This is a genomic window from Glaesserella australis, assembly GCF_003260095.1.
Classification (GTDB): Bacteria; Pseudomonadota; Gammaproteobacteria; order Enterobacterales; family Pasteurellaceae; genus Glaesserella; species Glaesserella australis.
Map to the genome: position 1 here is coordinate 11,603 of NZ_PTPX01000017.1, position 26,782 is coordinate 38,384.

Consider the following 26,782-nt stretch of genomic DNA (forward strand, 5'->3'; position numbering starts at 1 on the left):
AAACGAATTGCCCATATATAAGGACAAAATATGCAAAATCAACCTACCATTCTTCAGAAGATTGTTCAAGATAAAGCGCGTTGGGTCGAGCAAAAAGAAAAAGCCTTTCCGTTATCTGAATTTCAACATCAGCTTACTCCAAGTGATCGAGATTTTTATCACGCATTTGCAAAAAGTTCGCACGAACTACCCGCTTACATTTTGGAATGCAAGAAAGCTTCACCTTCAAAAGGTTTAATTCGAGCCGATTTTGATTTAGATGCGATTGCTCAAGTTTATAAAAATTATGCCACAGCGATTTCGGTGTTGACCGATGAACAATATTTCCAAGGGGATTTTGCCTATATCAATCAGGTTCGCCAACAGGTTGAACAACCTGTATTGTGTAAGGATTTTATGATTTCGCCTTATCAAGTGTATTTGGCTCGTTATCATCAAGCCGATGCGATTTTGTTGATGTTATCGGTGGTGGACGATGAAACCTATCGTCAATTAAGCGAGCTGGCGCATTCGTTGGGTATGGGTGTCTTGACGGAAACCAGCAACGAAGCGGAATTTGAGCGAGCATTAGCCTTGAAAGCCAAAATTATCGGCGTGAATAACCGCAATTTGCACGATTTATCCATTGATATGAATCGCATTGTGCAACTTGTGCAAAAATACCAAGCGCAGATTCCTACAGAAACCCGTTTAATCAGCGAATCGGGCATTTACGATCACAAACAAGTTCAACAGATTAAACCTTTTGCTCACGGCTTTTTGATTGGCAGTAGCTTAATGGGTAAGGCGGATTTAAATAATGCCGTGCGAACGGTGGTGTATGGCGAGAATAAAGTCTGCGGGTTAACCCGTCCGCAAGATGTGCAAGCGGTATATCAGAACGGCGCATTATATGGCGGATTGATTTTCGCAGAAAAATCACCAAGAGCCTTATCGTTACGCCAAGCGCAAGAGCTTGTCGTGCAAGCGCCATTGCGTTTTGTGGGTGTTTTCCAAGATCAAGCGGTCAGTTTTGTCGAAAAAATTGCAAAACAGCTTGAGTTGTTTGCCGTGCAGTTACACGGCGCAGAAGATGAGGCTTATATTGCCGAATTGGCTGAAAAATTCGACGGCAAAATTCAAATTTGGAAAGCGATTTCCGTCAATTCACAGACACAATTTAAGCAGAACCCGCTTGTTCATCGCTACGTTTTAGACAGCAAACAAGGCGGTTCGGGCGAAGCGTTTGATTGGTCATTGATTCCAAATGAAATTAAAGCCAAAGCACTCTTAGCGGGTGGAATCGGCTTGGATAATATTGATAACGCCTTGAAACAAGGCTGTTTAGGTGTTGATCTCAACTCAGGCGTGGAATCAGCGAAAGGTGTGAAGGATGCTGAGAAAATTAGGTTAGTGTTTGAGAGAATAGCGAAATGTTAACAAGTAGGTTGGGGATGATGCCCAACCTACTTTCTTTTTTATGAAGAGAATTAATATCGTTATGCAATTTTTGCATAAAAAATTTCATTTTGTGAATTGACATAGCAATCTAGACGTCTAAAATAGCCAAGATTATTAATTTTTAATAAAGTGTGGATAGAGAATATGATTCAGCTGAAAAATATCAGCAAACAGTTCGACGTTAAGGGTAAAAAAATTACTGCCCTTGATAACGTTAATCTTGAAGTGCCGAAGGGGACAATTTACGGCGTGATTGGTGCATCGGGTGCGGGTAAAAGTACCTTGATTCGTTGCGTGAATTTATTAGAACGCCCAACGATGGGGCAGGTGATTGTTGATGGCAAAGATTTAACAACGCTTTCAGAGAAAGATCTAAATCTTGCACGCCGTAAGATTAGTATGATCTTCCAACATTTCAATTTACTTTCATCACGCACAGTTTTTGAAAACGTGGCGTTATCCCTTGAATTAAACCATACGCCGAAAGATCAAATTCAGCGTAAAGTGAGTGAATTGCTTGAGCTTGTCGGTTTGTCGGATAAACACGATGTTTATCCGAGCAATCTTTCTGGCGGTCAAAAACAGCGTGTGGCGATTGCGCGTGCGCTTGCTAACGATCCGCAAGTGTTGTTGTGTGATGAAGCAACTAGCGCATTAGATCCTGCGACAACACAGTCAATCTTACAATTATTAAAAGATATTAATAAACGTTTAGGCTTAACCATTTTATTAATTACGCACGAAATGGAAGTGGTAAAACGCATTTGTGATCGTGTGGCGGTGATTGATAAAGGTCAGCTTGTTGAAAGCGGTTCGGTCAGTGAGATTTTTTCCAATCCTAAAACAGAATTGGCGCAACGTTTTATTCAATCCACATTCCATATCGAATTACCACAAGAGTATATGGATCAGCTTTCACCACATCAAACACCAAACAGTAAGCCAATTATTAAATTTGAGTTTACAGGGCGTTCTGTGGATGCGCCGTTGCTTTCTCACGCATCGAAGAAATTTAGCATTGATTTCAGTATCTTAATGTCACAAATTGATTATGCAGGCGGGGTGAAATTTGGTTTTGTGATTGCCGAAGTCGAAGGCGATCACGATTCGATTGCGGAAGCAAAATTCTATTTAATTGATAACAATGTGAAAGTTGAGGTATTGGGCTATGTGGAATGATTTTATCAATGAACTTACTCCTAAAATGTGGGAGTTGGTGGCAATGTCCACATTAGAAACCTTATATATGGGCTTTGTGGCAACGGCATTAGCCGTATTAGTTGGTATGCCAATCGGTTTTGTGGCGTTTTTAACAGGCAAAGGCGAAATTTTAGAGCATAAAGGCTTACACCAAGTGCTTGATGTGGTGATCAATATTGGTCGTTCTGTGCCGTTTATTATTTTGCTTGTGGTGTTATTGCCATTTACGCGTTTATTGGTTGGAACCACATTAGGTACCACGGCGGCGATTGTGCCATTAAGCGTTTCAGCGATTCCATTTTTTGCTCGTTTAACATCAAATGCGTTACTAGAAATCCCAAGTGGTTTAACTGAAGCAGCAAAATCCATGGGGGCGACGAATTGGCAAGTGGTCTCAAAATTTTATCTACCAGAGTCGTTACCAATTCTAATCAACGGTATCACCTTAACCCTTGTTGCACTTATCGGCTACTCGGCAATGGCGGGCGCTGTTGGTGGCGGTGGCTTGGGTAACCTTGCGATCAGCTACGGTGAACATCGTAATATGGTCTATGTAAAATGGATCGCAACGATTATTATCGTGGCGATTGTGATGATTAGCCAAAAAATCGGCGACAATCTCGCTAAACGTTACGATCATCGTTAAAGATTGTTGATGTTTTATGTATAAATAATCATCAAAAAGGTGTTTTTTATGTCTATCAGCTCCGAAGGAGCTGACTTATGGCTAACCTAGTACGGCTATACCGTACTAAGAGAATCAGTTTGTATATATCACTTTAAGAGGACTTCCTATGAACTTCAAAAAATTACTAGGCTTAGCCGTCGTTTCTGCCTTGGCATTAACTGGCTGTAAAGAAGAGAAAAAAGCAGAAACATCTGCGGTAGCTCCAGCAGCACAAACACAAAAAATCAAAGTAGGCGTGATGTCAGGCCCTGAACATACCGTTGCAGAGAAAGCAGCTCAGGTTGCAAAAGAGAAATACGGTTTAGATGTTGAGTTTGTTTTATTTAATGATTATGCCTTACCAAATACTGCAGTAAGCAAAGGCGATTTAGATGTAAATGCAATGCAACATAAGCCTTATTTAGACAAAGACTCTGCGTCTAAAGGTTTAGATAATCTAGTTATTGTGGGTAATACCTTTGTGTATCCATTAGCAGGTTATTCTAAAAAAATTAAAAATGTGAGTGAGTTACAAGACAGTGCTGTTGTAGCTGTACCGAACGACCCAAGTAACCTTGCGCGTGCATTAATTCTTTTAGAAAAACAAGGTTTAATTAAATTAAAAGACAACACAAACTTATTCTCGACTTCTTTAGATATCGTTGAAAATCCGAAAAACTTAAAAATTCAAGAAGTGGATACATCAGTTGCAGCGAAAGCGTTAGACGATGTTGATTTAGCGGTTGTGAACAATACTTATGCAGGTCAAGTTGGCTTAAATACTACAGAACATGGTGTGTTTGTTGAAGATAAAGATTCACCTTATGTAAATTTAATCGTTGCTCGCAAAGATAACCAAGCAAGCGAAGCGGTACAAAACTTTGTGAAAGCTTATCAAACGGAAGAAGTGTTCCAAGAAGCACAAAAACACTTCAAAGATGGCGTGGTAAAAGGCTGGTAATTTATTTCTACTTTCTACAAGCGGTGCGATTTACATAAAGATTTGCAGATTTTTACTAGAAAGTAACCGCTTGTATCATTAAAACTATTAAGGATGCAAACATGAACTTCAAAAAACTATTAGGATTAGCCCTTGTTTCTGCACTTGCATTAACAGGTTGTAAAGAAGAAAAAGCGGCAACTGCAGCACCTACTGAGCCAGCAAAACCTGTTGCGCCATTAAAAATTGGTGTAATGACTGGTCCAGAAGCGCAAATGACGGAAGTGGCGGTTAAAATCGCAAAAGAAAAATATGGCTTAGATGTACAATTAGTTCAGTTTACGGAATACACACAGCCAAATGCAGCGTTACATGCAAAAGATCTAGATGCTAACGCATTCCAAACGGTGCCTTATTTAGAGCAAGAGAGTAAAGACCGTGGCTATAAAATGGCGGTGATCGGCAATACTTTCGTATGGCCAATTGCAGCATACTCTAAGAAAATTAAAAATATCGCTGAGTTACCTGACGGTGCGACTGTTGCGATTCCAAATAATGCAAGTAACACCGCTCGTGCATTATTATTACTTCAAGCACACGGCTTATTAAAATTAAAAGATCCGAAAAATGTGTTCTCAACAGAGAATGACATTATCGAAAATCCAAAAAACATCAAAATCACTCAAGTTGAAACGTCATTGTTAACACGTGCATTAGATGACGTGGATTTAGCGATCATCAATAACACCTACGCAGGTCAAGCAGGTTTAAGTCCAGATAAAGATGGCGTGATTGTGGAATCAAAAGATTCTCCATATGTAAACTTAATCGTCAGCCGTGAAGACAACAAAGGTGACGAGCGTTTACAAACTTTCGTAAAAGCATTCCAAACAGAAGAAGTTTACCAAGAAGCGTTAAAATTATTTAACGGCGGCGTGGTAAAAGGCTGGTAATTAGGCAAAATGGAGAGAAGTATAGTGCAATGGCACTATCTGCTCTCCTTTTTATTTAGGAGACAAAGATGAGCTTTAAAAAATTATTAGGTCTTGCGGTTGTTTCAGCATTGGTTTTAACCGCTTGTAATGAGAAAAAAGAAGTATTAAAAGTAGGCGTTATTTCAGGCCCAGAGCATGAAGTGATGGAAGTCGCTGCTAAAGTAGCGAAAGAGAAATACAATCGTGATCTTGAATTAGTGATTTTCACCGATTACGCCTCCCCAAATGAAGCGTTGAATAAAGGCGATTTAGATGTTAACGCTTTCCAACACAAGCCTTATTTAGATAAACAAATTGCAGACAAAGGTTACAAATTAACCCCTGTTGGCAATACGTTTGTTTATCCAATTGCCGCATATTCTAAGAAAATTAAATCGATCAATGAGTTACAAGGCGGTGAAAAGATTGCTGTACCAAATGACCCAACTAACTTAGGTCGTGCATTAATTTTGCTTGAAAAACAAGGCTTAATTAAATTAAAGGATAATACCAACTTGCTTTCTACCCGTGTTGATATTGTTGAAAATCCAAAAAATCTAGATATTCAAGAAGTAGAAGCGCCATTACTGCCACGTACGCTTGATGATGTTGCATTTTCTATTATCAATACGACTTACGCAGGTCAAATCGGCTTAACGCCAACGAAAGATGGTATTTTCGTTGAAGACAAAAATTCACCTTATGTGAATTTAATTGTGGCTCGTGAAGATAATAAAGACAAAGAAATCGTGAAAGATTTCGTTAAAGCCTATCAATCTGAAGAAGTATTCAACAAAGCAAATGAAGTTTTTAAAGGTGCTATGGTGAAAGGTTGGTAATTGACTAAAAATAAGAGTGAATAGCGAAAGTTATTCACTCTTATCTTTTAGATTGAATGATATCCTTTTAAGAGCATATCCCAATCATTTTGTTGAAATTGAATGTTTAAACGTTCTGTTTCTTTATTGAAAGATCGAAGCAAACGATCTAAATTTCCTTGTTTCCATTCATCGTTTTGCTGAATTTGGCATTTATCAAAATCAATCAGCCAAAACTTGCCTTGTTTATCCAGCAGAATATTATGAATATTCAGATCGGAGTGATGGACTTGATGGTCGTGTAGCTGACGAATTAATTTGCCAATGTGCTGATATTGTTCAGATGATAATGGCTGATTTTGTAAAATCTGGCTTAAATCTTGGGTATTTGCAATTTTTTCTAACAAAATATCCGCTTGATAAAAACAGAGATTACGTTGGATTTTGATTGCAATTGGTCTAGGTACAGGAAGATGCCATTGAGAGAGTTGTTCAAGTAAACGAAACTCAAGCATCGCTCGAGTATTTTTGTTGCCTTGGAAAAAATAGTGATCTTTAATCACCTTACCAAATAGTCCACCGCGGTAATAATGGCGCAACACACTATTTACGCCTAGTTCTTGTTCAGTCTTTAAAAACCAAGTGGTGCCTCTCCCTTTAGATGAGCCTAACAAGCGGTCAGATTGACTAAAATCTTTGCAATTTAATATCTGTTTAACAAAAGCTTGTTGAACGGATGAGACAATTTTTTCATTAAAATGATAATACATATTTTATTATTCTCTTTCTGATGTAATTGCGAATGATTCTACACTATTTTTATTGATTGCGTTGTTTTTTTAAGGCAATTTGGTAGAATCTTCCGCTTAAAATTTTAGAGGAATATCAATGAGCAACATCTCTCCAGAAGCCCAAAGCGTGCGTGAAGCCCTTCTTGCAAAGGGGATTGAAACCCCAACAGTTGACCACCAAAAAGATAAAGACACTCGTCGCAGTGAAATCCAGCAACATATGCGCTCAGTGTTGGAACTTCTCGGCTTAGATTTGCGTGATGACAGCCTTGAAGAGACGCCACATCGTCTCGCTAAAATGTATGTGGATGAAATTTTTAGCGGACTTGATTATGAAACCTTCCCTAAAATCACCAAAATCAAGAATCAGATGAAGGTGAGTGAAATGGTGTTGGTCGATGATATTACCTTAACCAGTACGTGTGAACACCATTTTGTCACCATTGATGGCAAAGTTGCCGTAGCGTACTACCCAAAAGATTGGGTGATTGGTTTATCGAAAATTAATCGAGTGGTGCAATTCTTTGCCCAACGTCCACAGGTGCAAGAACGTTTTACTGAACAGATTTTAACTGCATTCCAAACAATCTTAGAGACAGAAGATGTGGCAGTTTATGTCAAAGCAACTCACTTCTGCGTGAAATGCCGTGGCGTAAAAGATACCCATAGCCAAACGATGACATCGGCTTTTGGCGGCGTATTCTTACAAGATAGAGATACTCGTAAAGAGTTTTTATCACTCATCAGCAAGTAAACAAGCGGTCAGATTTAAGGAATTTTTTGCATGAAAATCGCCCTTGGTATTGAGTATGATGGCAGTCGCTACTTTGGCTGGCAACGTCAGCAGAATGTTGATTCCGTTCAACAGAAACTGGAAGAAGCGTTATCAATTATCGCTAATTCGCCTTGTGAAGTGTTTTGTGCAGGACGAACTGATGCTGGCGTGCATGGCACAGGGCAAGTCGTGCATTTTGAAACAGTATCTAACCGTCCGTTACAAAGTTGGTGCTTTGGTACTAACACCCATTTGCCTGATGATATTGCGGTAAAATGGGCGGTGGAAGTCAGCGAAGATTTTCATGCTCGTTTTAGTGCCACTGCTCGTCGTTATCGCTACATTATTTATAACCACAAATTGCGTTCAGCGATTTTGCCTAAAGGTGTTTCTCACTATTATCATCCATTGGATCATGAAAAAATGCACCAAGCAGGGCAGTTTCTGCTTGGTGAAAATGATTTTAGCTCATTTCGTGCGGCACAATGCCAATCACATACTCCATGGCGCAATGTTCATCATCTTAATGTAACTCGAGAGCGAGATTATATTATCGTGGATATTCAGGCGAATGCCTTTGTGCATCATATGGTTAGAAATATTGTGGGAAGTTTAATTGAAGTTGGGCAAGGAAAACAGCCAACGGAGTGGATCAAATGGCTGTTAGATCAAAAAGATAGAACCTTGGCGGCCCCCACGGCGAAAGCAGAAGGGCTTTATTTAGTTGATGTTATTTATCCTGAACAGTTTGGGATTCCTAAAAGCAGACTAGGTCCACTCTTTCTTAAAGATTAGAAAACAAATTGGGGCGTTTAAAACGCCCCTTTTCATGTGATTTATAAACTTTCGTTGGCTTTTTTGATGCTATCGTCTGCGCGACGCGCTTCGCCTTTATGTTTCTGTTTATTTAATTGAGTTTCAAGTTTTGTTTCAACTTCATTAATCGCTTTATAGAGATCTTCGTCGTGTGCTTTTGCAAATAAATCGCCAACAGGTGTACCAATAGATGCCTCAACTTCATAACCATTTGGTAATTTATGAATAATAAAATGTGGGTTAATGAGCTGAGTTTGCCATTTATTCAGTTTCGCCAAACGCTCCTCAATGTGTGTACGAATTGCAGGAGTTACTTCCATTTGTTTGCTTGAAATATTGATTGTCATAGCATTTACCTCTTTGTTAAGACCATATTGGTCGATTGATTGGATGACTTCAACTTATGCCTTTCACTCCAAAATTTCAACCCCTGAAATCAAGTAAAACTCAAAAATTTGATCTACTTAACACTTTTAAATTGTTTTTGACTATAATTCCGACGATATTTTAGGAGATATTATGTTATTAGAACATCGCTTAATAAAAATTCAACAGATGGAACAAATTTTAAATCAAGCTAACGATTTAATTGATAAAATGGTGGAGCTTCAGCAAGCTTGGAACAGCTTGTTGCCACAGATTAAAGCATTAGAAAATTATTATTATGATGAAGAGTGGCAAGCAGATTATAATGCAGATGAGCAAGGGGAAATTCCACCAGAAATACCTCGTGGTGTGTTAAGCGAAGATGCTATTTATAATTTATCTATCGCACATCGTGAAATCGCACTGGAGTGGATTCGCCTATCGGTAAAATCAATGGAAACCAGATAATGATAGAAAAACAACTTCCCCCTTTCCAACGGGATTTTTTACATCCAAAGTATTGGGGATTATGGCTTGGGCTTGGTATTTTCAAGTTAATTTTAGCGTTACCTTATCCTATTTTAGTGAAAATAGGTAAAGGCCTAGGTAAGCTTTTTACTCACTTAGGCTTTGGAAAACGCCGTATGCGGATTGCTAGACGTAACTTGGAACTTTGCTTTCCTGATTACTCTCAAGCCAAAATTGATGAGATTCTGACGAAAAATGCAGAATCTGTCGGTATGGCGATTATTGAAACAGGCATGGCATGGTTTTGGTCAGACAAACGTATTCTCAAATGGTCGAAAATTGAAGGATTGGAGCATTTGAAAAATCAGCCTGTTGGGACTGGTATTATCTTTGTTGGCGTGCATTTTTTAACCCTTGAACTCGGCGCAAGGATTGTAGGACTTCATCATCAAGGTATTGGTGTTTACCGTCCGAACGATAATCCGTTATTGGATTGGATTCAATTCCGTGGTCGTGTTCGTTCGAATAAAGCGATGTTAGATCGTAAAGATCTGCGTGGTATGATCAAAGTATTACGGGCAGGAGAAACCATTTGGTATGCTCCTGATCATGATTATGGTCGTAAAAATAGCGTATTTGTGCCGTTTTTTGCTGTACAAGAAGCTTGTACTACGGCAGGTACGAGAATGTTGTTGCGCTCTGCACCAAACAGTATCGTCGTACCGTTTACGCCAATGCGAAACGAAGACTTTTCTGGCTACACTGTGAAAATCAGCCCGCAGGTTGATTTTAGTCACTGTGAAAATGATGTGGATACGGCAGCCCTAATGAATAAAGTAGTCGAAGCTGAAATTATGCAAGCCCAAAGTCAATATATGTGGTTGCATAGACGCTTTAAAACGAGACCCAATGAGAGCGATCCGTGTTTATACTAATGTTTTCTCTCTCCCGTTTACGGGAGAGAGACAGCTCAAAATAGCGTAAGGCTATTTTGAGCAGAGAGAGGGTAAACAAGCGGTCGGATTTGATAAAAATTTTGCAAATGAGGAAAACAAATGAACAAAACCAAAATCGTCCTTGCGACAGGTAATCAAGGCAAAGTGAAAGAAATGGCGGATGTCTTAGCAGAATTTGGCTTTGAAGTGATTGCTCAAAGTGAATTTGGCATTCAAAGCCCTGAAGAAACCGGCTTAACTTTCGTGGAAAATGCATTAATCAAAGCGCGCTATGCCGCACAAATGACAGGTTTACCTGCGATTGCCGATGACTCAGGCTTGGCGGTTGACGTATTAGGCGGAGAACCGGGGCTTTATTCAGCACGTTACGCAGGCGTAGAGGGTGATGATGCGGCGAACCGTCAAAAACTGGTTAAAGCGTTAGAAAATGTGGCGGATGAAGATCGTCGTGCGAAATTTGTGAGTTGTATCGTGATGTTACAGCACCCAACGGATCCAACCCCCAAAATTGCATTAGGCGAATGTTACGGACAAATTTTGCGTGAAGAGCGAGGTTCAAACGGCTTTGGCTACGATCCACTGTTTTTCTATCAGCCAAAAAATTGCACTTTTGCAGAGTTAGAAACGGTCGAGAAGAAAAAAATCTCTCACCGTGCCATTGCGTTACAATCCTTAAAACAACAATTGAAATAGGAATCTTATGATTATTACTACTACACCGACTATTGAAAATCACCAAATCGTTGAGTACAAAGGCTTAGTTTTTGGCGAAGTCGTTTCAGGTGCGAATTTTATTCGTGATTTTTTAGCCAGCATTACCGATGTGATTGGTGGACGTTCAGGTGCTTATGAAAGCAAACTAAATAGTGCGAGAAAAGAAGCCTTGGAAGAATTAGAAAAAGAAGCAAAAAAAGTCGGTGCAAATGCAGTGGTTGGTGTCTCTATGGAATATCAATCGATGGGCGGTGATAAAGGTATGTTTATCGTCGTGGCAACCGGCACTGCGGTTGTGATTCGTTAATGTTGCAAAAAAATCCTGAAATCGCACCGCTTTTTTGGCAAACCAAATCGCTACTTGAAATGAACGAAGCTGAGTGGGAAGCGTTGTGCGACGGCTGTGGTCAGTGTTGTTATCGCAAATATATTCAAGGGCGAGGCAAGCGGGAACGGCTTTATTACACCCGTGTGGCTTGCAACTTACTTGATGTAGAAACAGGGCGATGCACCAATTATCCCAACCGTTTTAAGATCGAAAAAGATTGCACCAAGCTCACGAAAAAGAACTTACCCGATTTCAGCTGGCTACCTAAAACCTGCGCTTATCGCCTATTATATGAAGGTAAGCCGTTGTTTGATTGGCATCCATTAATCTCACAAGATCCAAATTCCGTTAAAAATGCTGGCGTGTTAATCCCCAACGGTGTTCATGAAAAGGATGTGATTGATTGGTTTGAGTTTGTGATTGATGAAACGTGAACAAGCGGTCTGATTCAGCAAAATTTTCGGCATTATTGCACAAAACTTAAAAGAATTCGTAGGGGTGGGGTTTATCCCCACCCGTTAAATATTGGTGTTATTCTGGGCGGGGATAAACCCCGCCCCTACATGTAATTTTTGCAAAATCAGAGCGCTTGTATTATCAAGTTCAATAATAATTTCAAGTCAGGAGAAAAATATGAAAACCGCATTAGTAACAGGTGCAACGTCAGGTTTTGGCTTGGCGATTTGCAAAACCTTAATCCAAGCAGGTTATAAAGTGATTGGCACAGGTAGACGACTTGAACGTTTACAGGCGTTGAAAGCTGAATTAGGTGAACATTTTCTTCCCCTTGCCTTTGATGTGAGCAATGCAGAACAAACGACTGAAGTGTTGAATAATCGCCCTGAAGGTTGGCAACAAGTGGATTTATTGGTCAATAATGCAGGTTTGGCGCTTGGTTTAGAGCCTGCACATAAAACTGACTTGAATGATTGGTATCAGATGATTGATACCAATATCAAAGGCTTAGTTACCGTCACACGGTTGATTTTACCTGAAATGGTTGCACGTAATGTGGGGCATATTATCAATTTAGGTTCGATTGCAGGCAGTTATGCTTACCCAGGCGGGAATGTCTATGGTGGAACAAAAGCTTTTGTCAAACAGTTTAGTTTGAATTTACGGGCAGACTTGGCGGGGACGGCAATTCGGGTCAGCAATGTTGAACCGGGCTTATGTGGCGGTACGGAGTTTTCCAATGTGCGTTTTAAAGGCGATGACGAAAAAGCGGCAAAAGTGTATGAGAATGTACAATTTGTCACACCAGAAGATATTGCGGAAATCGTATTATGGCTGAATCAACAGCCACCGCATGTCAATATTAATCGTATTGAAGTGATGCCTGTAGCACAAAGTTTTGCGCCGTTATCGGTGGCAAGAAGTTAGTTTTTGCAAAAAATCCCTCAAATCAGACCGCTTGTAGATATGCAAGCGGTTACTTTTCTAAAACATTTTACAGAATACTTTCTTTTGTACTAGTTTAATAGTACACTTCAAGCATATTGACCTATTTTAAATTTCTTAAGGACGCAATATGAACACACTTCTCAATCCCTATTTTGGCGAATTTGGCGGTATGTATGTGCCTGAAATTCTCGTTCCTGTGTTGAAACAGCTTGAACAAGCGTTTGTTGATGCACAACAAGATCCTGAATTTCAAAAAGCATTTACCGATTTACTCAAAAACTACGCAGGTCGCCCGACGGCGTTAACCTTGTGTCGTAACCTGACCAAAGGCACAAAAACCAAGCTCTATTTAAAACGTGAAGATTTATTACATGGCGGGGCGCATAAAACCAACCAAGTATTAGGGCAGATTTTATTGGCGAAACGCATGGGCAAAATTCGAATCATTGCTGAAACAGGCGCAGGGCAGCACGGTGTGGCAACTGCCTTGGCTTGTGCCATGTTGGATATGCCTTGCCGTGTTTATATGGGGGCAAAAGATGTGGAGCGTCAATCGCCGAATGTGTTTCGTATGCGTTTGATGGGCGCAGAAGTAGTGCCTGTGGAAAAGGGTTCTTGCTCGTTAAAAGATGCTTGCTGTGAAGCAATGCGTGATTGGGCGGCAAACTATGAAACGACGCATTATCTGCTTGGTACGGCGGCGGGTCCACACCCGTTTCCAACCATTGTGCGAGAGTTCCAAAAAATGATTGGCGAAGAGACAAAACGCCAGATCCTTGAAAAAGAAGGGCGTTTGCCTGATGCGGTGATTGCGGCAGTCGGCGGAGGCTCAAATGCGATTGGGATGTTTGCGGATTTTATTGCCGAAGAACAGGTGCAATTAATCGGCGTTGAGCCAGCGGGCAAAGGGATTGAAACAGGCGAACACGGTGCGCCATTAAAACATGGCAGTGTTGGAATCTATTTCGGTATGAAATCGCCGATTATGCAAGATAAAGACGGGCAGATTGAAGAGTCATATTCTATTTCAGCGGGGCTTGATTTTCCTTCCGTTGGGCCGCAACACGCTCATTTGAATGCGATTGGGCGGGCGGATTATGTGTCGATTACCGATCAAGAAGCGCTTGATGCTTTCCAAGCCTTAGCCCGCAATGAAGGCATTATTCCGGCGTTGGAATCGTCTCATGCGTTGGCTTATGCACTTAAATTGATTCAACAACACCCTGAAAAAGAGCAGCTGTTGGTGGTAAATCTGTCAGGTCGGGGCGATAAAGATATTTTCACCGTGGATAAAATTTTAAATGGAGATGCGCAATGAGCCGTTTTGACACACTATTCCCACAACTCAAAGCAAAAAATGAAGGTGCTTTTGTCCCCTTTGTGACCTTATGTGATCCTGATTTTGACCGCTCCTTTGAAATTATCGAAACCCTTGTTGAAAACGGCGCAGATGCGTTAGAACTTGGCTTTCCATTCTCCGATCCATTACTTGACGGCCCAGTGATTCAAGCGGCAAATAAACGTGCTTTAGACGGTAGTTACAGCACTGACGCTTGCTTTGAACTACTTGCCAAAGTAAGAGCAAAATATCCAACTATTCCGATTGGCTTGCTACTTTGTGCCAACTTAATTTATGTGCCAACACCTGACATTTTCTTTGCTCGTTGTCAGCAAGCAGGTGTTGATGCCGTGTTAGTGGCAGATGTGCCTGTCGCATATTCGGCGGAATTTGCCGATGTAGCGAAAAAATATGGCATACAAGCGGTCTTTATTTGCCCGCCGAATGCAGATCAAACCACCATTGAACAAATTGCAGCCAAAACAGAAGGCTATACGTATTTGGTTTCTCGTGCGGGCGTCACCAGCGCAGAAAATCAAAATCACGCTGCCAATTTGGATAATTTGATTGTACAACTTAAACAAGCCAAGTCAGCCCCGATTTTACAAGGCTTTGGTATTGCAGAACCACATCAAGTAAAACAGGCGTTAGCCATGGGGGCTGATGGTGCGATTTCAGGTTCAGCGATTGTCAAAATTATTGAGCGTAATTTGGATAACCAAGAGAAGTTATTGGCAGAACTTGGGGAATTTGTAAAAAATATGAAAAAAGCGACCGCTTGTATTTAAACAGCAATGTCTATTCTTGGTAGTTATTGACAGTTCTTTGAAAAAGATCATTAAAAATTAGAGTGCTTTCTGTTATGTTACGTCACTTAAAGGAGAATGTGATGAATAAAAGAACAGATTGGTCATGTCTGGTCGATAACAAAGGCAATATTTTTGAGTGGGAAGATAAAAGGGGGGCTGAATATTTTGCAGGGCTTCCACAAGTTGTAAAATATGCCCATGCATTATTAATTTCAAAGCGTGATTTTTTGAGTTTTTTCTACCGCCACCCGCAAAAAACTACCTGGTTAGAAATTTCTTTTTTGCGCTATAAACGGACCTTTAATTTGGTTCATGCGAAAGAGGTTACTTTACCTTTTGAATTTAGTAATCGGGAATTGGAAATACTCACTTTGGTGAGTGCTGGATTGACTAATAAAGAGATTTCGGCACAGCTTTATATTAGCGAGCGCACGATTGAAAAACATATAGAACACCTGTTTAAGAAAACAGGTATTGATAGTAGAACAGTTCTCGCAGTATTTGCTATAAGTAAAAATCTTTATTGTTTACCAACCCCTGGTAATCTTGAAAGCTCAGTTTTGGCGACATATAAAATTGAGCAAATTGCAAAAGATCTACAAGCGGGTAGTTCTAAGCCAGTTTTTGCAATTAAACGGAGTAAATCTCATCCTATAACCATCGGTGTACCTTATGTAGCTGAAGGATTAGGGAAGATAGATGCACAAGAATTAGTCAATGGTTCTCAGCTTGCAGTAGAAATCATTAATCAGCAAGGGGGAATTAATGGTAGGCAGTTAAAGCTTGAAACTACAGGTTTTTGTATTGATGATAAAAAGAGTATTTTGTCTGCTTATCAACAATTAGTTGAAAAAGAAGTGGATGCAATTTCGGCGAGCTATGCCTGCTATTCACCTGATATTCATGAGTATGTAGCACAGCAGCAGATTCCTTATTTACACTTTGCTAGCCATAGTTACTCTAATAAAATCGCCCAAAACCTGCCAATAGAGCAGATCGATAATATATTTCAATCTTGTGCTAATGATGTAAATTATGGCTTGGGGGTATTGCGTTTTTTACAGGTTTATCAACAAAACTATTCTCAATTGATTGCCCAAAAGCAGCTATTAGTCATCACTGTTAAATGGAAGAAAGTTTATATTGGTATAGAGTCTCTGATTATCTCATTAAAACAGCTAAATTGGACGGTTGATATTATCGAGCTAGATCAGGTGGAAAATACTTTTGAATATGCCATTAAGCAAGTGCATAACCTACAGCCATCAATGATTGTCCTGGCTTCTTATTTTGCTGAAGATATTGTTGATTTTTACCAAGCTTTTATTCAAGCACCGATTAATGCGCTAATTTATAGTATTTATGCACCTTCGGCATTTTTACCTGAACAGCAAATTTGTGAGGGGGTAATATGGGCATCTACAACGGGGCTAACCAACAATTTTGTGGGGCAGCAATTTCGTAAGCATTATCAGACGCTATTTGATCGCCAGCCAACTTACTCTCAGGCAAGTGCAGCATATGATCAGGTACAATTATTAGCCAATGTGTGGAGAGAATGTGTTTCTTCGCGTAGTTTTAAAGAAGTCAATCAAGGGATTCGTTCAATCGTTTATAACGGTGTAAATGGTATGTATTACTTAGGAAACCAACAACAGATTGGATTGACCTATCCTGATAGTTCAAAGGATCTTTCAATTAGTCAACCACATTTGGCTTATCAAGTGCAGTCTGGGAAAAGTGTGGTAGTTTTTCCGGATCTTTTTGCAGAATCTTCTTTTAAAATACCCGCTTGGTTTAACTTAAAAGCTTAATAAGCTATTACTATGGCGTATGTTTCTTATACGCCATTTTCTTTTTTATCATCTCAATAAATTTGATTTTTCTCAAACTTTTCCACCTTTCTAACCTAAATACGTATTTTCCCCCATTAGTAAGTTTTTTATAAAAAATTAGTATATCGTCAATTTATATCTATTTAATAAAGGAGAAAAATGATGAGTGAAATATTGAAAGCGGCAATTATTGCTGGCGTTATTTTGCCATTAGCAATGGTAATTTGTATAGGGACTTATGGTTTAGTTGTGTGGCTATTACAGATGTTTGTCATTGGTTTACCTACTGCTTAAGGAGATATTATGTTTGGAGCGATTAAGAATTTTTTTGTTAAACCATCATCAAAAATTGGTTTAGGTATATTAGTCACTATCGGTTTTATTGCGGGAGCAATTAGCTGGCAAGGCTTAAATAATGCGATGGATGCGACAAATAGCGAAGAATTTTGTATTAGTTGTCACTCAATGCAACAACCTTTAGAAGAACTTAAGAAAACAGCACACTGGTCTAATGCATCAGGTGTTGTTGCAACTTGCTCAAGCTGCCACTTACCCCATGATAAAACAGCAAAATATGCACGTAAAGTTCAGGCCATTCGTGAAGTATTTGCTGAGATGAGTGGTAAATATAAAGAAGATGGAGCATTCGAAAAACACCGTCAAGAAATGGCTGAACGTGAATGGGCACGTTTTGAAGCAAATGGTTCAAAAGAGTGTAAAGCTTGCCATAGTTATGAACGCATGGATTTTGACAAAATGTCTGAGAAAGCTCGCAATGCAATGAAACCAGCTGCAGCTAAAGATCAAAGCTGTATGGATTGTCATAAAGGTATTGCACATCATTTACCAAAACAAGCTGAATCAAGTAATGATACAGGTGAAGTCTCTAAATTTGATAATTTAGTGGTGAAGGCGCCTATTTCTTCGAAAACTTACTACACTAAAAATGTTATTCAATTATTTAGCGACAATGCTCTTACTGCCCAAATTGGGCAACTTGAAACAGCAGTACCTGTAAATTTTGTTAAAAGTGAAGGTAGTGCCGATTTAGTTGAATTAGTTATGTGGCGTAAAGATAAAGGTTTTGGCCGTATTTGGTATGACCAATTTGGTAAAAATATTACGGATGCCGTATTAAATAAAGAGTTTATGGCGAATGAACCAAAATTTGATGTTATTGAAACAAAAGAAGATCCAATAACAGGGTTGACTTGGCAAAAAGTAAAAATGCAAGTATGGGTAGCAAAATCAAGCTTAATTGAAGATATTCAGGCAGTTTGGGCTCACGCAGAAAGTGTCTATAAAACCCAATGCAGTACCTGTCATAGACAGCCAGATGTTGCTCACTTCGATTCAAATGCCTGGATTGGTTTATTTAACGGTATGGTAGGTTTTACCAATATGGATAAGCAGACGGGTAAAGAAGTGTTACGTTACCTACAAATGCACTCATCAGATTTTGAAAAACATTAATTGAGTAGTAGCTGGGGTAATATGCCCCAATCATCAGTCAGAATTACAATTTGAAGGAATATATTATGAAATTATCCCGTCGTCAGTTTTTGAAAAACATGTCAGTTATGGCAGGGGCAATGGCAACATCAAATTTCCTGGTTGCCGAAAAAGTATTTGCAAAAGAGAGCAGTGAATGGAAGATTACTGGATCTCACTGGGGAGCCATTCGTGCCAAAATTGTCAATGGGCGAGTAGCAGAAGTGAGACCGTTTGAATATGATAAATATCCAACGGAAATGATTAATGGAATCAAAGGGCTAATTTATAGTGAATCACGTATCCGTTATCCAATGGTACGTTTAGACTGGCTTAAAAATCGTCATAATAGTGATAAAACCAAACGTGGTGATAACCGTTTTGTGCGTGTAACTTGGGATGAAGCATTAGATCTATTTTATGAAGAGCTAGAACGCATTCAAAAAGAATTCGGTCCTTGGGCATTACACACGGGTAACGTAGGTTGGCGTTCAACGGGGCAATTCCATAGCTGTGGTAACCACATGATTCGTGCTGTGGGGATGCATGGTAATAGTGTTAGTACGGCAGGAGACTATTCAACGGGGGCAGGTCAAACGATTTTGCCATATGTACTTGGTTCAACGGAAGTGTATTCACAAGGAACGTCTTGGGAAGTCATTTTAAAAGAGAGCCAAAACATTATTTTCTGGGCAAGTGATCCTGTGAAAAATCTACAAGTAGGTTGGAACTGCGAAACACATGAAGCTTATGCTTACCTAGAACAACTTAAACAGAAAGTAGCAGATAAGGCGATTAATGTCATTTCGGTAGATCCTGTTAAGAGTAAAACCCAAAATTATTTGGGGTGTGAACATCTTTACATTAATCCACAAGCGGATGTTCCGTTTATGTTAGCGATTGCTTATACACTTTATACGGAGAATCTCTACGATAAAAAATTTATCGATATGTATACAGTCGGTTTTGAGAAATTCGTACCATATTTATTAGGGGAAACGGAAGATAAAGTGGCTAAGACTCCAGAATGGGCAGCTGAGATTTGTGGTGTTTCAGCAGATAAAATCCGTGAGTTTAGTCACATGCTTGCAGGAAAACGTACTCAATTAATCTTCGGTTGGGCTATTCAACGTCAACAACATGGCGAACAGCCATATTGGATGGGGGCAGTATTAGCGTCAATGCTTGGTCAAATTGGTTTAGCGGGCGGAGGGATTAGCTATGCTCACCATTATAGTTCAATCGGTATTCCTGAATCAGGTGCTGCAATGCCAGGAGCGTTCCCACTTAACTTAGATGAAGGTAAAAAACCGAAATATAATAATAGTGACTATAAAGGCTACAGCGCTGTGATTCCTGTTGCACGTGCAAGTGACTCATTATTACACGCAGGTGAAACAATTAATTTTAATGGTCAGAAAGTCGTTTATGCACCATATAAAATGGCTATTTTTACGGGGTGTAACCAATGGCACCGCCATTCTGATCGCAACAAAATGAAGTTAGCCTTTCAAAAATTAGAAACGATCGTATCAATTAACTATAGCTGGACTGCGACCTGCCGTTTCTCTGATATTGTATTGCCGGCGTGTACACCATTTGAACGAAATGATATTGACGCTTATGGTTCATACAGTAATCGTGGTGTGATTGCGATGCATAAATTGATCGATCCTCTTTACCAGTCACGCCCAGATTTTGAGATTTTCAGAGAGCTTTGTCGTCGTTTTGGTCGTGAGCAAGAATATTCACGGGGTATGGATGAAATGCAGTGGGTACAGAAGCTGTATAATGATTGCCGTGCAGAAAATAAAGGCAAATTTGAAATGCCTGAATTTAACGAATTCTGGCAGAAAGGTTATGTGTTATTCCCAGAAGGTAAACCTTGGGTTAGACACGCGGATTTCCGTGAAGATCCTGAACTACATGCATTGGGTACACCATCAGGTTTTATTGAAATTTTTAGTAACAAAATTGCGAGTTTTGGCTACGATGATTGTAAAGGTCATCCAATGTGGTTTGAAAAAGTTGAACGTTCACATGGTGGACCAAAATCAGAAAAATTTGGTTTCTGGTTGCAATCTGTTCACCCAGATAAACGTTTACATTCACAACTTTGTGAATCAAAAGATCTGAGAGATACTTACACGGTACAAGGTCGTGAACCGCTATATTTGAATCCACAAGATGCGGGAAAATTAGGCATCAAAAATGGAGATCTAGTGCGCGTTTTTAATGATCGCGGTCAAGCAATTGCAGGGGCAGTATTATCTGATAATTTCCCTACTGGAGTAGTGCGTTTACAAGAAGGCGCATGGTATTCACCACTAGATGAAAAAATAGGCTCAATCGATACTTATGGCGATCCTAACACAATGACGTTAGATATTGGTAGCTCAAGCCTTGCCCAAGCAGTAAGTGCAAATACTTGCTTAGTAAATATTGAGAAATTTGTTGGCGAAGCGCCACAACCAAATGGCTTTACTGGTCCAATCGAGGTAACAATTTAATGGCATTACCAGCAGAACTCGGCGTTGAAGAACGCCGATTTATCTACACTTGGTTTAGTAATCTTCTTGGACGAGAACTATCGGACGAGCAGTTACATAACTTACAAGCGGGAACATTTGAACCATTTTTTGCATTTATGAGTGAGCTTGGTTTTGAACAACAGGTTGCAAATTTTCAGCAAATACTAACCGCTTGTATGGTCATCCAAACTCATTCTCGTTTAGAGCTTGCAGCAGATTATGCGGAACTCTTTTTACTTGAAGGTGCGGTAAGTGCATTACCTTATGCTTCAGCATATTTAGGTGATGAAGAACTGGAACAAAATCTAACCAAAATGGATAGATATCTAGAGCGGTTCAAATTGAGTGTAAATAAGCAGTATAATGAACCAAGTGATCACCTTTGTGTATACTTAGAAGTGTTAAACCAGTTACCAGAAAATGAGCAAGATACGTTTATTCGGCAACAATTACTGCCGTGGTTAAGCTTATTTGCAGATAGAGTAAATAAAGTTGGAGGTAGAACAGCTTTTTATCCTGTGGTAGTCAACTGGTTGGTTGATGTCTTGACTTAACATATATTATGCTAAATTGAACGATGGTTGTAAAAAAGCTGAAAAAAGCGACCGCTTGTTAGAGAGCTTATCGATGTAGGGGCAAATGATATTTGCCCCTTTTCTTTGAAAGAGCGAAGTGTTCGCTCTTAGCATTTAGATTGCATAGCCTAACGCATAGAAGGCGACAAGTGCGATTGCAATAATCACAGTACCGATATTTAATTTGTTAAATTCGCCTGCAATGATACGTCCAATTACTAAGGTTGCAAAACCTAACATAATGCCTGTTACGATGTTTGCCGTTAATACGATAAACACTGCACATACCAAGCCAGACATAGCACCGATAAAGTCATCAAAGTCTAATTTAGACACGTTGCTTAACATTAATAAACCTACATACATTAACGCTGGCGCAGTGGCATAACCCGGTACTAAGAACGCTAATGGTTGGAAGAACAACATTAATAGGAATAATACGCCGACGACTACTGCAGTTAAGCCTGTTTTACCACCGACTGCAGTACCTGCCGCTGATTCGATATATACCGCTGCAGGCGCTGTACCGAATAAACCTGAAAGTACGCTACTCACAGAGTCAGAGGTTAACGCTTTATCGCCATTGATGATTTGACCGTCTTTATCGAGTAAGTTAGCTTGTCCTGCAACGGCACGAATTGTACCTGTTGCGTCAAAGATAGCGGTCATCACAAGGGCAAATACCACCGGTAAAATCGCCGCATTCAGTGCGCCCATGATATCTAAATTTAAAAATTGTGAATTTTCACCAAAGGTTGGTAATTTGAAAATTTCACCGCCGAATTTTACATTCGGGTCAAAAATTAAGCCGATAATAGTGATGGCGATAATTACCCAAAGGATTGAGCCTTTGATTTGTAAACGCTCTAAACCGATAATTGCCGCTAAACCAAGTAAAGACATAATGACAGGGAAAGAGGTAAATTCGCCCATTTTGACCGGTAAACCTGCTTGGTTGCCGACTACTAAGCCAACACCGTTTGCTGCGATTAAAAGTAAGAATAAGCCGATACCGATACCTGCTCCGTGCGCGATGCTAGATGGAAGATTACGTAAAATCCAAGCACGAATACCAGTGATAGAAACGAGAGTGAACACTACGCCCATTAAGAAGATTGCACCTAATGCAACAGGAATACTGATACCTTGACCTAACACTAAACTAAATGCGGTGAATGCGGTTAATGAAATCGCACAGCCAATCGCCATTGGCGCATTTGCCCATAAGCCGATTAAGATTGAACCTAAACCTGCGACTAAACAGGTTGCAATAAATACCGAGTCTGCAGGGAAGCCTGCAGCGCTGAGCATATTAGGTACAACGATAACCGAGTAAACCATAGCTAAAAAGGTTGTTAAGCCTGCAATGACCTCTTGGCGAACATTTGAACCACGTTCAGCCAATTGGAAACGAGAAAGAAGAGACATAGTGTAAAACCTCTAAAAAGTGAAATGATAGATAAAAAAAGATGGCGAATTTTACACAAAGGCAAACATTAAAGCAAACGTTTGCTTTATTAATTTATAAGGAGTGTGTGATTATTTATATAAATCATACAAGCGGTCAGTTTTCTGAAAAATTTTGCAATTTTGGAGAACTGACTACCTGTATTTTTACTGGATACTGCAATACTTAACCGTGGCTGAAACCCACGGCTATTTAATCCGCTCGAATCCTGCTTCAAGATCTGCAATTAAATCTTCCACCGCTTCTAAACCAATATGCACCCGAATTAACGTGCCTGTTAATTTTCGTTCAATGGCAGGGCGGATACGTTCAATCTCTTTAGGTTGGTTAGCTAAAATTAATGACTCAAAGCCACCCCATGAATATGCCATGGAGAAGATCTCAAAATGATCAAGGAAATGAGCCAGTTCTTCATCCGAAAGTGTTTTGCAAAGTTCAAAGGAAAATAGACCGCTTGCGCCTAAAAAATCACGTTTAAAGGCTTCGTGACCATGGCAACTTGGTAGAGCTGGGTGGTAAACGGCTTTTACTTCAGGACGTTGCGTCAACCATTGCGCCACTTTAATACTACTTTCTTCATGCTGCTTTAAACGAATGCCTAAGGTACGTAAACCACGGGCGGTAACATAAGCCGTATCGGCATCCACCATTTGCCCCATGAGATACGAATTTTCACGCAGTTGATCCCAACAACGAGCGTTAGACACGGCGGTACCAATCATGGCATCAGAATGCCCAACCAAGTATTTCGTTCCTGCTTGAATAGAAATATCAATGCCATATTTAAGGGCGGGGAATAACACACCTGCGGACCATGTGTTGTCAATCATAATCACAATATCAGGATTTTTCGCACGAGCAGCCTTGACGATAGCAGGAATATCAGGCACTTCCATAGTGAGAGAGCTAGGTGATTCTAAAAACAATACTTTGGTATTTGGCTGAATCAGATCGGCAATATCTTCCGCAATTAGAGGGTCGTAAAACGTCGTTGCTACGCCCATACGTTTTAGAATGAGATTACAAAAATCTTGCGTTGGCTCGTAAGCAGCACCCGTCATTAACACGTGATCGCCTTGGGCGACAAAGGCAAGAATGCTGTTGCTAACCGCTGCTGCGCCACATGGATAGAGATAGCAACCCGCACCGCCTTCCAGTTCACACATCGCATCTTGCAACGCAAAATGGGTTAATGTGCCACGGCGACCATAAAAGAGTGCGCCTTTATAGCGGTTTTTGGTGGCTTCTTTTTTATCAGCAACAGAATCGAAAACCAAGGAAGACGCACGTTGGATAACACTGTTGACGGATCCTTGGGTATAACGTTTTTTACGTCCCGCATGGACAAATTTGGTGGCTAAGTTGTTGTTTTGCATATCTTTCCTTTTAAATGATGACATAGTAGGGGCGGACACATCGGTCTGCCCCTACAATTTAGAATTGCAATATCTAAAATTTCTTCCGTTTTGGATTAACAAATTCAATTCCTTGATCTTTATAGCTAATCTTTTCCAGTTGCAGTAAATAACGTTTGGCGGGCAATCCTCCACCAAACCCCGTTAAACTTTGATTTTTACCTAAAACACGGTGGCAAGGGATTAAAATGGAAATAGGGTTTCTGCCGACAGCGCCGCCGACGGCTCTGACGGATTTTGGGTTATTAAGCTGTGCGGCAATTTCACCATAGCTAGTTGTTTTACCATAGGGTATTTCAAGTAGTTTTTGCCATACAGCTTGTTGAAATGCCGTACCTTGTGGAGCGAGAAAATCTAGTTGATTAAAATCGAGCGTTTCGCCTGCAAAATAACGGGCTAAATAGGCTTTGGTTTTGCAAAAAATCTCTTGAATCTGGCCGCTTGCCGTTTGAGCCAATTGCCAATGTTTAACGATCTCCGCATTTTGTTCTTGTTCAAACTCAATGCCGATTAATCCTTGGTTTGATGCGATAAGTAAAAGCTCACCGACTGGAGATGGATAAAATTCATAGAAAATCGGATTTTTCATTTCAGGCTCCATAGAAAAAGGCGTGCCACTAAGTGTACACGCCTTTGATATTACATCAACTGAAAATTAGAATTTGTAGTTAAGATTTAAGCCATAAAGGTTTGCGCTTGATTTAACTTTAAATTGACCTGTCGTTCCTTCTCTGAATTCATTTTTACTTCCACGTAAGTGTGAGTAGCCTACATCAGTAGAAAGATTAGGTGTAAAGCGATAGGTTGCACCTAAAGAATACCATGTACGATCTGTATCAGGAATTGAGATCGAAGGATGGTTCACACTTGCACTTTCATCATAAGCAATACCAGTACGTAGTGTTAATTTATCGTTTACATCGTAAGAGAATCCAAGCGCGATACGAGAAGTATCATTATAACCTTCTTCTTTACTGAATAATTTATTTCCTTTTTCACCATAAGCATCTAAGCTTTTGAAACGACGCCATTCAGTACGTTTATAGCTATATTGCATTGCTAATTTATTGGTTAATTTATGATAACCTGTGATTTCCCAATATGCTGGTAAGTGAAGGTTTAAGCGTCCTGGTACGCTAGTTCCGCCTGTGGCTTCAGTAATTGGTAAAGTTACTCCTACCGTTGAAAGCTGTGATAGTAGGGCGTTATAAGCCGTTGGGAAATCATTTGAATATTTTCCTTTAAATTTCACATTGACAGGTGAGTGGTAAGAAATACCTAAACGGTTGTTTTCGTTGATTTCATAAACTAAACCTGCGTTCCAACCTAAGCTCCAAGCATCACCCTTGATTTTTGAGACAGATGTTTCTGCTGGCATCGCTGCAATTTGATTTGCAACATTTGTTAATGTTGCTGAAACAACAGGGTTAGTTGATTGTGCTGCTCTTGCTTTTAGTAAACGAGATACATCACTACCTGTGCTACCTAAGTGGCGGCTCACTTGTGCATCAGAATAGATGACATTTAAACCAGCACCAATGCTAAAACCATAGCCTAAGTTATATGCTCCGCTGAAATTAAAGTTTAGGGCGGTTAATTCTGTGTTACCACCATAAACACCTGCGGCAAAGTTTGAATCATATTCTGATTTCAATCCGTAGTTTACATTCATTCCACCACCAACAGAAAAACGATCTGTGATCGGGGATACAATATATAAATTAGGGACTAGTGCTGTAGGGATTACATTTTTATGTGACGCATTGTTTTTGGTTGAACCAATAGTACCAGTGACATCAACATCTGCATTTACGATTATGCCACCAGCTGAGATTTCAGTATTTTTAAATTTTGTCATTAATGCAGGGTTGGTTGCTACTACTGATGCATTATCCGCAACAGCAGCATTACCTGCATATGCCATACCTAAACCAGAAGTTGAAACTTCAGCTAATTGGAACGCTGCAGCAGAAGCACCTGCGGCACTAACAGTAAAAAGTGATGCAATCACAGTTTTAGTAAATTTAGTCATTCGGTAATCCTTTAAAGAATTGTTGTTATAGTTAAAATAAAAAAACAGGCGGATTCTACGGAGCTAATAAACTTCAAGCAATGAAAATTCTTTGGAAAATGAACAGTTCCGACCAGTTAAAAGGGAACTTTTTTCACATTTTAATCAATAAATTGAACTTAAAAGCCAAGGGGAGTACAATGCTCCTGGTTTAATTTTTCAATGAATTCGAGGTTAATATGACAGATAAAGTAAATGAAACAGAAACTTGCTGTAGTGTTGATGTAGGAAATATCATCGATAATAGTGATTGCGTTGCTGAAATTTCTCAGGTTTATAAAACAGAATCTGAAGCTCAAGATGCATTAGATTATTTTGTAAGTAAAGCAAATGCAGCAGCTTCTGAGCCTTGCCAAATTACAAGTGAAATTAAATCTGTAGAAAGTGGTTATCAGCTTGATGCTAAGTTTGCTTTTAGCTATCAAGTGGAAACAATGATTTTCCAATTATCAATACGTTAAATAAGGTTAATTGAATAGCTTTTAACAATCAAAGCTATTCAATCTATACATAAAACCTTTCAAAATAACCCTATTAAAAACTTGACTAAAAAAGTAGGGTATATAGAATTCTCACTATTAATAATATGTT

General features: G+C 39.6%; 28 protein-coding genes. 22 read left to right on the forward strand and 6 right to left on the reverse strand.

Features of this window, described 5'->3' with window-relative positions; translation table 11 throughout:
- Window positions 1–30: 30 nt before the first annotated feature.
- From trpCF to metQ, 6 genes are all read left to right on the forward strand, one after another.
- Window positions 31–1,419 (forward strand): bifunctional indole-3-glycerol-phosphate synthase TrpC/phosphoribosylanthranilate isomerase TrpF, encoded by a 1,389-nt coding sequence (trpCF, locus tag C5N92_RS08330; RefSeq protein WP_111750391.1) that lies wholly within the window; start codon window positions 31–33, stop codon window positions 1,417–1,419.
- Window positions 1,420–1,584: 165 nt separating this feature from the next.
- On the forward strand, window positions 1,585–2,619 hold the full coding sequence (gene metN, locus C5N92_RS08335; protein ID WP_111750392.1) for a methionine ABC transporter ATP-binding protein MetN: 1,035 nt from the start codon (window positions 1,585–1,587) through the stop codon (window positions 2,617–2,619).
- Complete coding sequence (locus C5N92_RS08340) at window positions 2,609–3,286, forward strand: methionine ABC transporter permease (RefSeq protein WP_111750393.1); 678 nt, start codon at window positions 2,609–2,611, stop codon at window positions 3,284–3,286. Before metN ends, C5N92_RS08340 begins: the two co-directional genes overlap by 11 nt.
- A gap of 148 nt (window positions 3,287–3,434) precedes the next feature.
- A complete protein-coding gene (locus C5N92_RS08345) occupies window positions 3,435–4,268 on the forward strand; it encodes a MetQ/NlpA family lipoprotein (RefSeq protein ID WP_111750394.1) in 834 nt (277 codons plus the stop codon).
- A 101-nt stretch (window positions 4,269–4,369) separates the two neighbouring features.
- Window positions 4,370–5,200 carry a MetQ/NlpA family ABC transporter substrate-binding protein gene (locus tag C5N92_RS08350; RefSeq protein WP_111750395.1) on the forward strand — a complete coding sequence of 277 codons (831 nt, stop codon included), beginning with the start codon at window positions 4,370–4,372 and terminating at the stop codon, window positions 5,198–5,200.
- A 68-nt stretch (window positions 5,201–5,268) separates the two neighbouring features.
- Window positions 5,269–6,060 carry a methionine ABC transporter substrate-binding lipoprotein MetQ gene (metQ, locus tag C5N92_RS08355; protein ID WP_111750396.1) on the forward strand — a complete coding sequence of 264 codons (792 nt, stop codon included), beginning with the start codon at window positions 5,269–5,271 and terminating at the stop codon, window positions 6,058–6,060.
- Between the two features lie 47 nt (window positions 6,061–6,107).
- Here metQ and C5N92_RS08360 read toward each other — a convergent pair whose 3' ends face one another.
- The gene (locus C5N92_RS08360) at window positions 6,108–6,809 is read right to left on the reverse strand and encodes a 3-deoxy-D-manno-octulosonic acid kinase (protein ID WP_111750397.1); all 702 of its coding nucleotides are present in this window, start codon (window positions 6,807–6,809) and stop codon (window positions 6,108–6,110) included.
- 118 nt (window positions 6,810–6,927) lie between these two features.
- Here C5N92_RS08360 and folE point away from each other — a divergent pair, with 118 nt between their 5' ends.
- Window positions 6,928–7,584: a GTP cyclohydrolase I FolE gene (folE, locus tag C5N92_RS08365; RefSeq protein WP_111750398.1), complete on the forward strand. Its 657-nt coding sequence runs from the start codon at window positions 6,928–6,930 to the stop codon at window positions 7,582–7,584.
- Window positions 7,585–7,614: 30 nt separating this feature from the next.
- Window positions 7,615–8,400: a tRNA pseudouridine(38-40) synthase TruA gene (gene truA / locus C5N92_RS08370; RefSeq protein ID WP_111750399.1), complete on the forward strand. Its 786-nt coding sequence runs from the start codon at window positions 7,615–7,617 to the stop codon at window positions 8,398–8,400.
- 41 nt (window positions 8,401–8,441) lie between these two features.
- Here the strand turns inward: truA and hpf are convergent, their stop codons facing one another.
- The gene (hpf, locus tag C5N92_RS08375; protein ID WP_111750400.1) at window positions 8,442–8,768 is read right to left on the reverse strand and encodes a ribosome hibernation-promoting factor, HPF/YfiA family; all 327 of its coding nucleotides are present in this window, start codon (window positions 8,766–8,768) and stop codon (window positions 8,442–8,444) included.
- 172 nt (window positions 8,769–8,940) lie between these two features.
- On the opposite strand from hpf, the gene C5N92_RS08380 reads away from it, so the two are divergent.
- The 13 genes from C5N92_RS08380 to torD all read left to right on the forward strand — a co-directional run bounded on the left by C5N92_RS08380 (window position 8,941) and on the right by torD (window position 21,216).
- On the forward strand, window positions 8,941–9,255 hold the full coding sequence (locus tag C5N92_RS08380; RefSeq protein WP_111750401.1) for a DUF4298 domain-containing protein: 315 nt from the start codon (window positions 8,941–8,943) through the stop codon (window positions 9,253–9,255).
- On the forward strand, window positions 9,255–10,190 hold the full coding sequence (locus C5N92_RS08385) for a Kdo(2)-lipid IV(A) acyltransferase (RefSeq protein WP_111750402.1): 936 nt from the start codon (window positions 9,255–9,257) through the stop codon (window positions 10,188–10,190). The genes C5N92_RS08380 and C5N92_RS08385 overlap by 1 nt, the downstream gene beginning before the upstream one ends.
- A gap of 120 nt (window positions 10,191–10,310) precedes the next feature.
- Window positions 10,311–10,904 (forward strand): RdgB/HAM1 family non-canonical purine NTP pyrophosphatase, encoded by a 594-nt coding sequence (rdgB, locus tag C5N92_RS08390; protein ID WP_111750403.1) that lies wholly within the window; start codon window positions 10,311–10,313, stop codon window positions 10,902–10,904.
- Between the two features lie 7 nt (window positions 10,905–10,911).
- On the forward strand, window positions 10,912–11,232 hold the full coding sequence (locus C5N92_RS08395) for a heavy metal-binding domain-containing protein (protein ID WP_111750404.1): 321 nt from the start codon (window positions 10,912–10,914) through the stop codon (window positions 11,230–11,232).
- Window positions 11,232–11,687 carry a YcgN family cysteine cluster protein gene (locus C5N92_RS08400; protein ID WP_111750405.1) on the forward strand — a complete coding sequence of 152 codons (456 nt, stop codon included), beginning with the start codon at window positions 11,232–11,234 and terminating at the stop codon, window positions 11,685–11,687. Before C5N92_RS08395 ends, C5N92_RS08400 begins: the two co-directional genes overlap by 1 nt.
- Before the next feature lie 199 nt (window positions 11,688–11,886).
- A complete protein-coding gene (locus C5N92_RS08405) occupies window positions 11,887–12,636 on the forward strand; it encodes an SDR family oxidoreductase (protein ID WP_111750406.1) in 750 nt (249 codons plus the stop codon).
- Window positions 12,637–12,784: 148 nt separating this feature from the next.
- On the forward strand, window positions 12,785–13,975 hold the full coding sequence (gene trpB / locus C5N92_RS08410) for a tryptophan synthase subunit beta (protein ID WP_111750407.1): 1,191 nt from the start codon (window positions 12,785–12,787) through the stop codon (window positions 13,973–13,975).
- The gene (gene trpA, locus C5N92_RS08415) at window positions 13,972–14,784 is read left to right on the forward strand and encodes a tryptophan synthase subunit alpha (protein WP_111750408.1); all 813 of its coding nucleotides are present in this window, start codon (window positions 13,972–13,974) and stop codon (window positions 14,782–14,784) included. The genes trpB and trpA overlap by 4 nt, the downstream gene beginning before the upstream one ends.
- A 101-nt stretch (window positions 14,785–14,885) precedes the next feature.
- Entirely contained in the window at window positions 14,886–16,619 is a 1,734-nt protein-coding gene (locus C5N92_RS08420; RefSeq protein WP_111750409.1) for a LuxR C-terminal-related transcriptional regulator, read from the forward strand.
- Window positions 16,620–16,799: 180 nt separating this feature from the next.
- The gene (locus tag C5N92_RS08425; RefSeq protein WP_111750410.1) at window positions 16,800–16,934 is read left to right on the forward strand and encodes a nitrate/trimethylamine N-oxide reductase NapE/TorE; all 135 of its coding nucleotides are present in this window, start codon (window positions 16,800–16,802) and stop codon (window positions 16,932–16,934) included.
- Between the two features lie 9 nt (window positions 16,935–16,943).
- A complete protein-coding gene (gene torC, locus C5N92_RS08430) occupies window positions 16,944–18,113 on the forward strand; it encodes a pentaheme c-type cytochrome TorC (RefSeq protein ID WP_111750411.1) in 1,170 nt (389 codons plus the stop codon).
- A 65-nt stretch (window positions 18,114–18,178) separates the two neighbouring features.
- Complete coding sequence (gene torA, locus C5N92_RS08435) at window positions 18,179–20,641, forward strand: trimethylamine-N-oxide reductase TorA (RefSeq protein ID WP_111750412.1); 2,463 nt, start codon at window positions 18,179–18,181, stop codon at window positions 20,639–20,641.
- Window positions 20,641–21,216: a molecular chaperone TorD gene (gene torD, locus C5N92_RS08440; protein ID WP_111750413.1), complete on the forward strand. Its 576-nt coding sequence runs from the start codon at window positions 20,641–20,643 to the stop codon at window positions 21,214–21,216. Before torA ends, torD begins: the two co-directional genes overlap by 1 nt.
- A 135-nt stretch (window positions 21,217–21,351) precedes the next feature.
- On the opposite strand, the gene C5N92_RS08445 is transcribed toward torD, so the two are convergent.
- The 4 genes from C5N92_RS08445 to C5N92_RS08460 all read right to left on the reverse strand — a co-directional run bounded on the left by C5N92_RS08445 (window position 21,352) and on the right by C5N92_RS08460 (window position 26,152).
- A complete protein-coding gene (locus tag C5N92_RS08445) occupies window positions 21,352–22,665 on the reverse strand; it encodes an NCS2 family permease (RefSeq protein ID WP_111750414.1) in 1,314 nt (437 codons plus the stop codon).
- 228 nt (window positions 22,666–22,893) lie between these two features.
- Complete coding sequence (metC, locus tag C5N92_RS08450) at window positions 22,894–24,081, reverse strand: cystathionine beta-lyase (protein ID WP_111750415.1); 1,188 nt, start codon at window positions 24,079–24,081, stop codon at window positions 22,894–22,896.
- 73 nt (window positions 24,082–24,154) lie between these two features.
- The gene (locus C5N92_RS08455; protein ID WP_111750416.1) at window positions 24,155–24,709 is read right to left on the reverse strand and encodes a methylated-DNA--[protein]-cysteine S-methyltransferase; all 555 of its coding nucleotides are present in this window, start codon (window positions 24,707–24,709) and stop codon (window positions 24,155–24,157) included.
- 66 nt (window positions 24,710–24,775) lie between these two features.
- Entirely contained in the window at window positions 24,776–26,152 is a 1,377-nt protein-coding gene (locus C5N92_RS08460) for an outer membrane protein transport protein (RefSeq protein ID WP_111750417.1), read from the reverse strand.
- A 218-nt stretch (window positions 26,153–26,370) separates the two neighbouring features.
- On the opposite strand from C5N92_RS08460, the gene C5N92_RS08465 reads away from it, so the two are divergent.
- The gene (locus C5N92_RS08465) at window positions 26,371–26,652 is read left to right on the forward strand and encodes a YfcZ/YiiS family protein (RefSeq protein ID WP_111750418.1); all 282 of its coding nucleotides are present in this window, start codon (window positions 26,371–26,373) and stop codon (window positions 26,650–26,652) included.
- The last annotated feature ends 130 nt before the right edge of the window (window positions 26,653–26,782 follow it).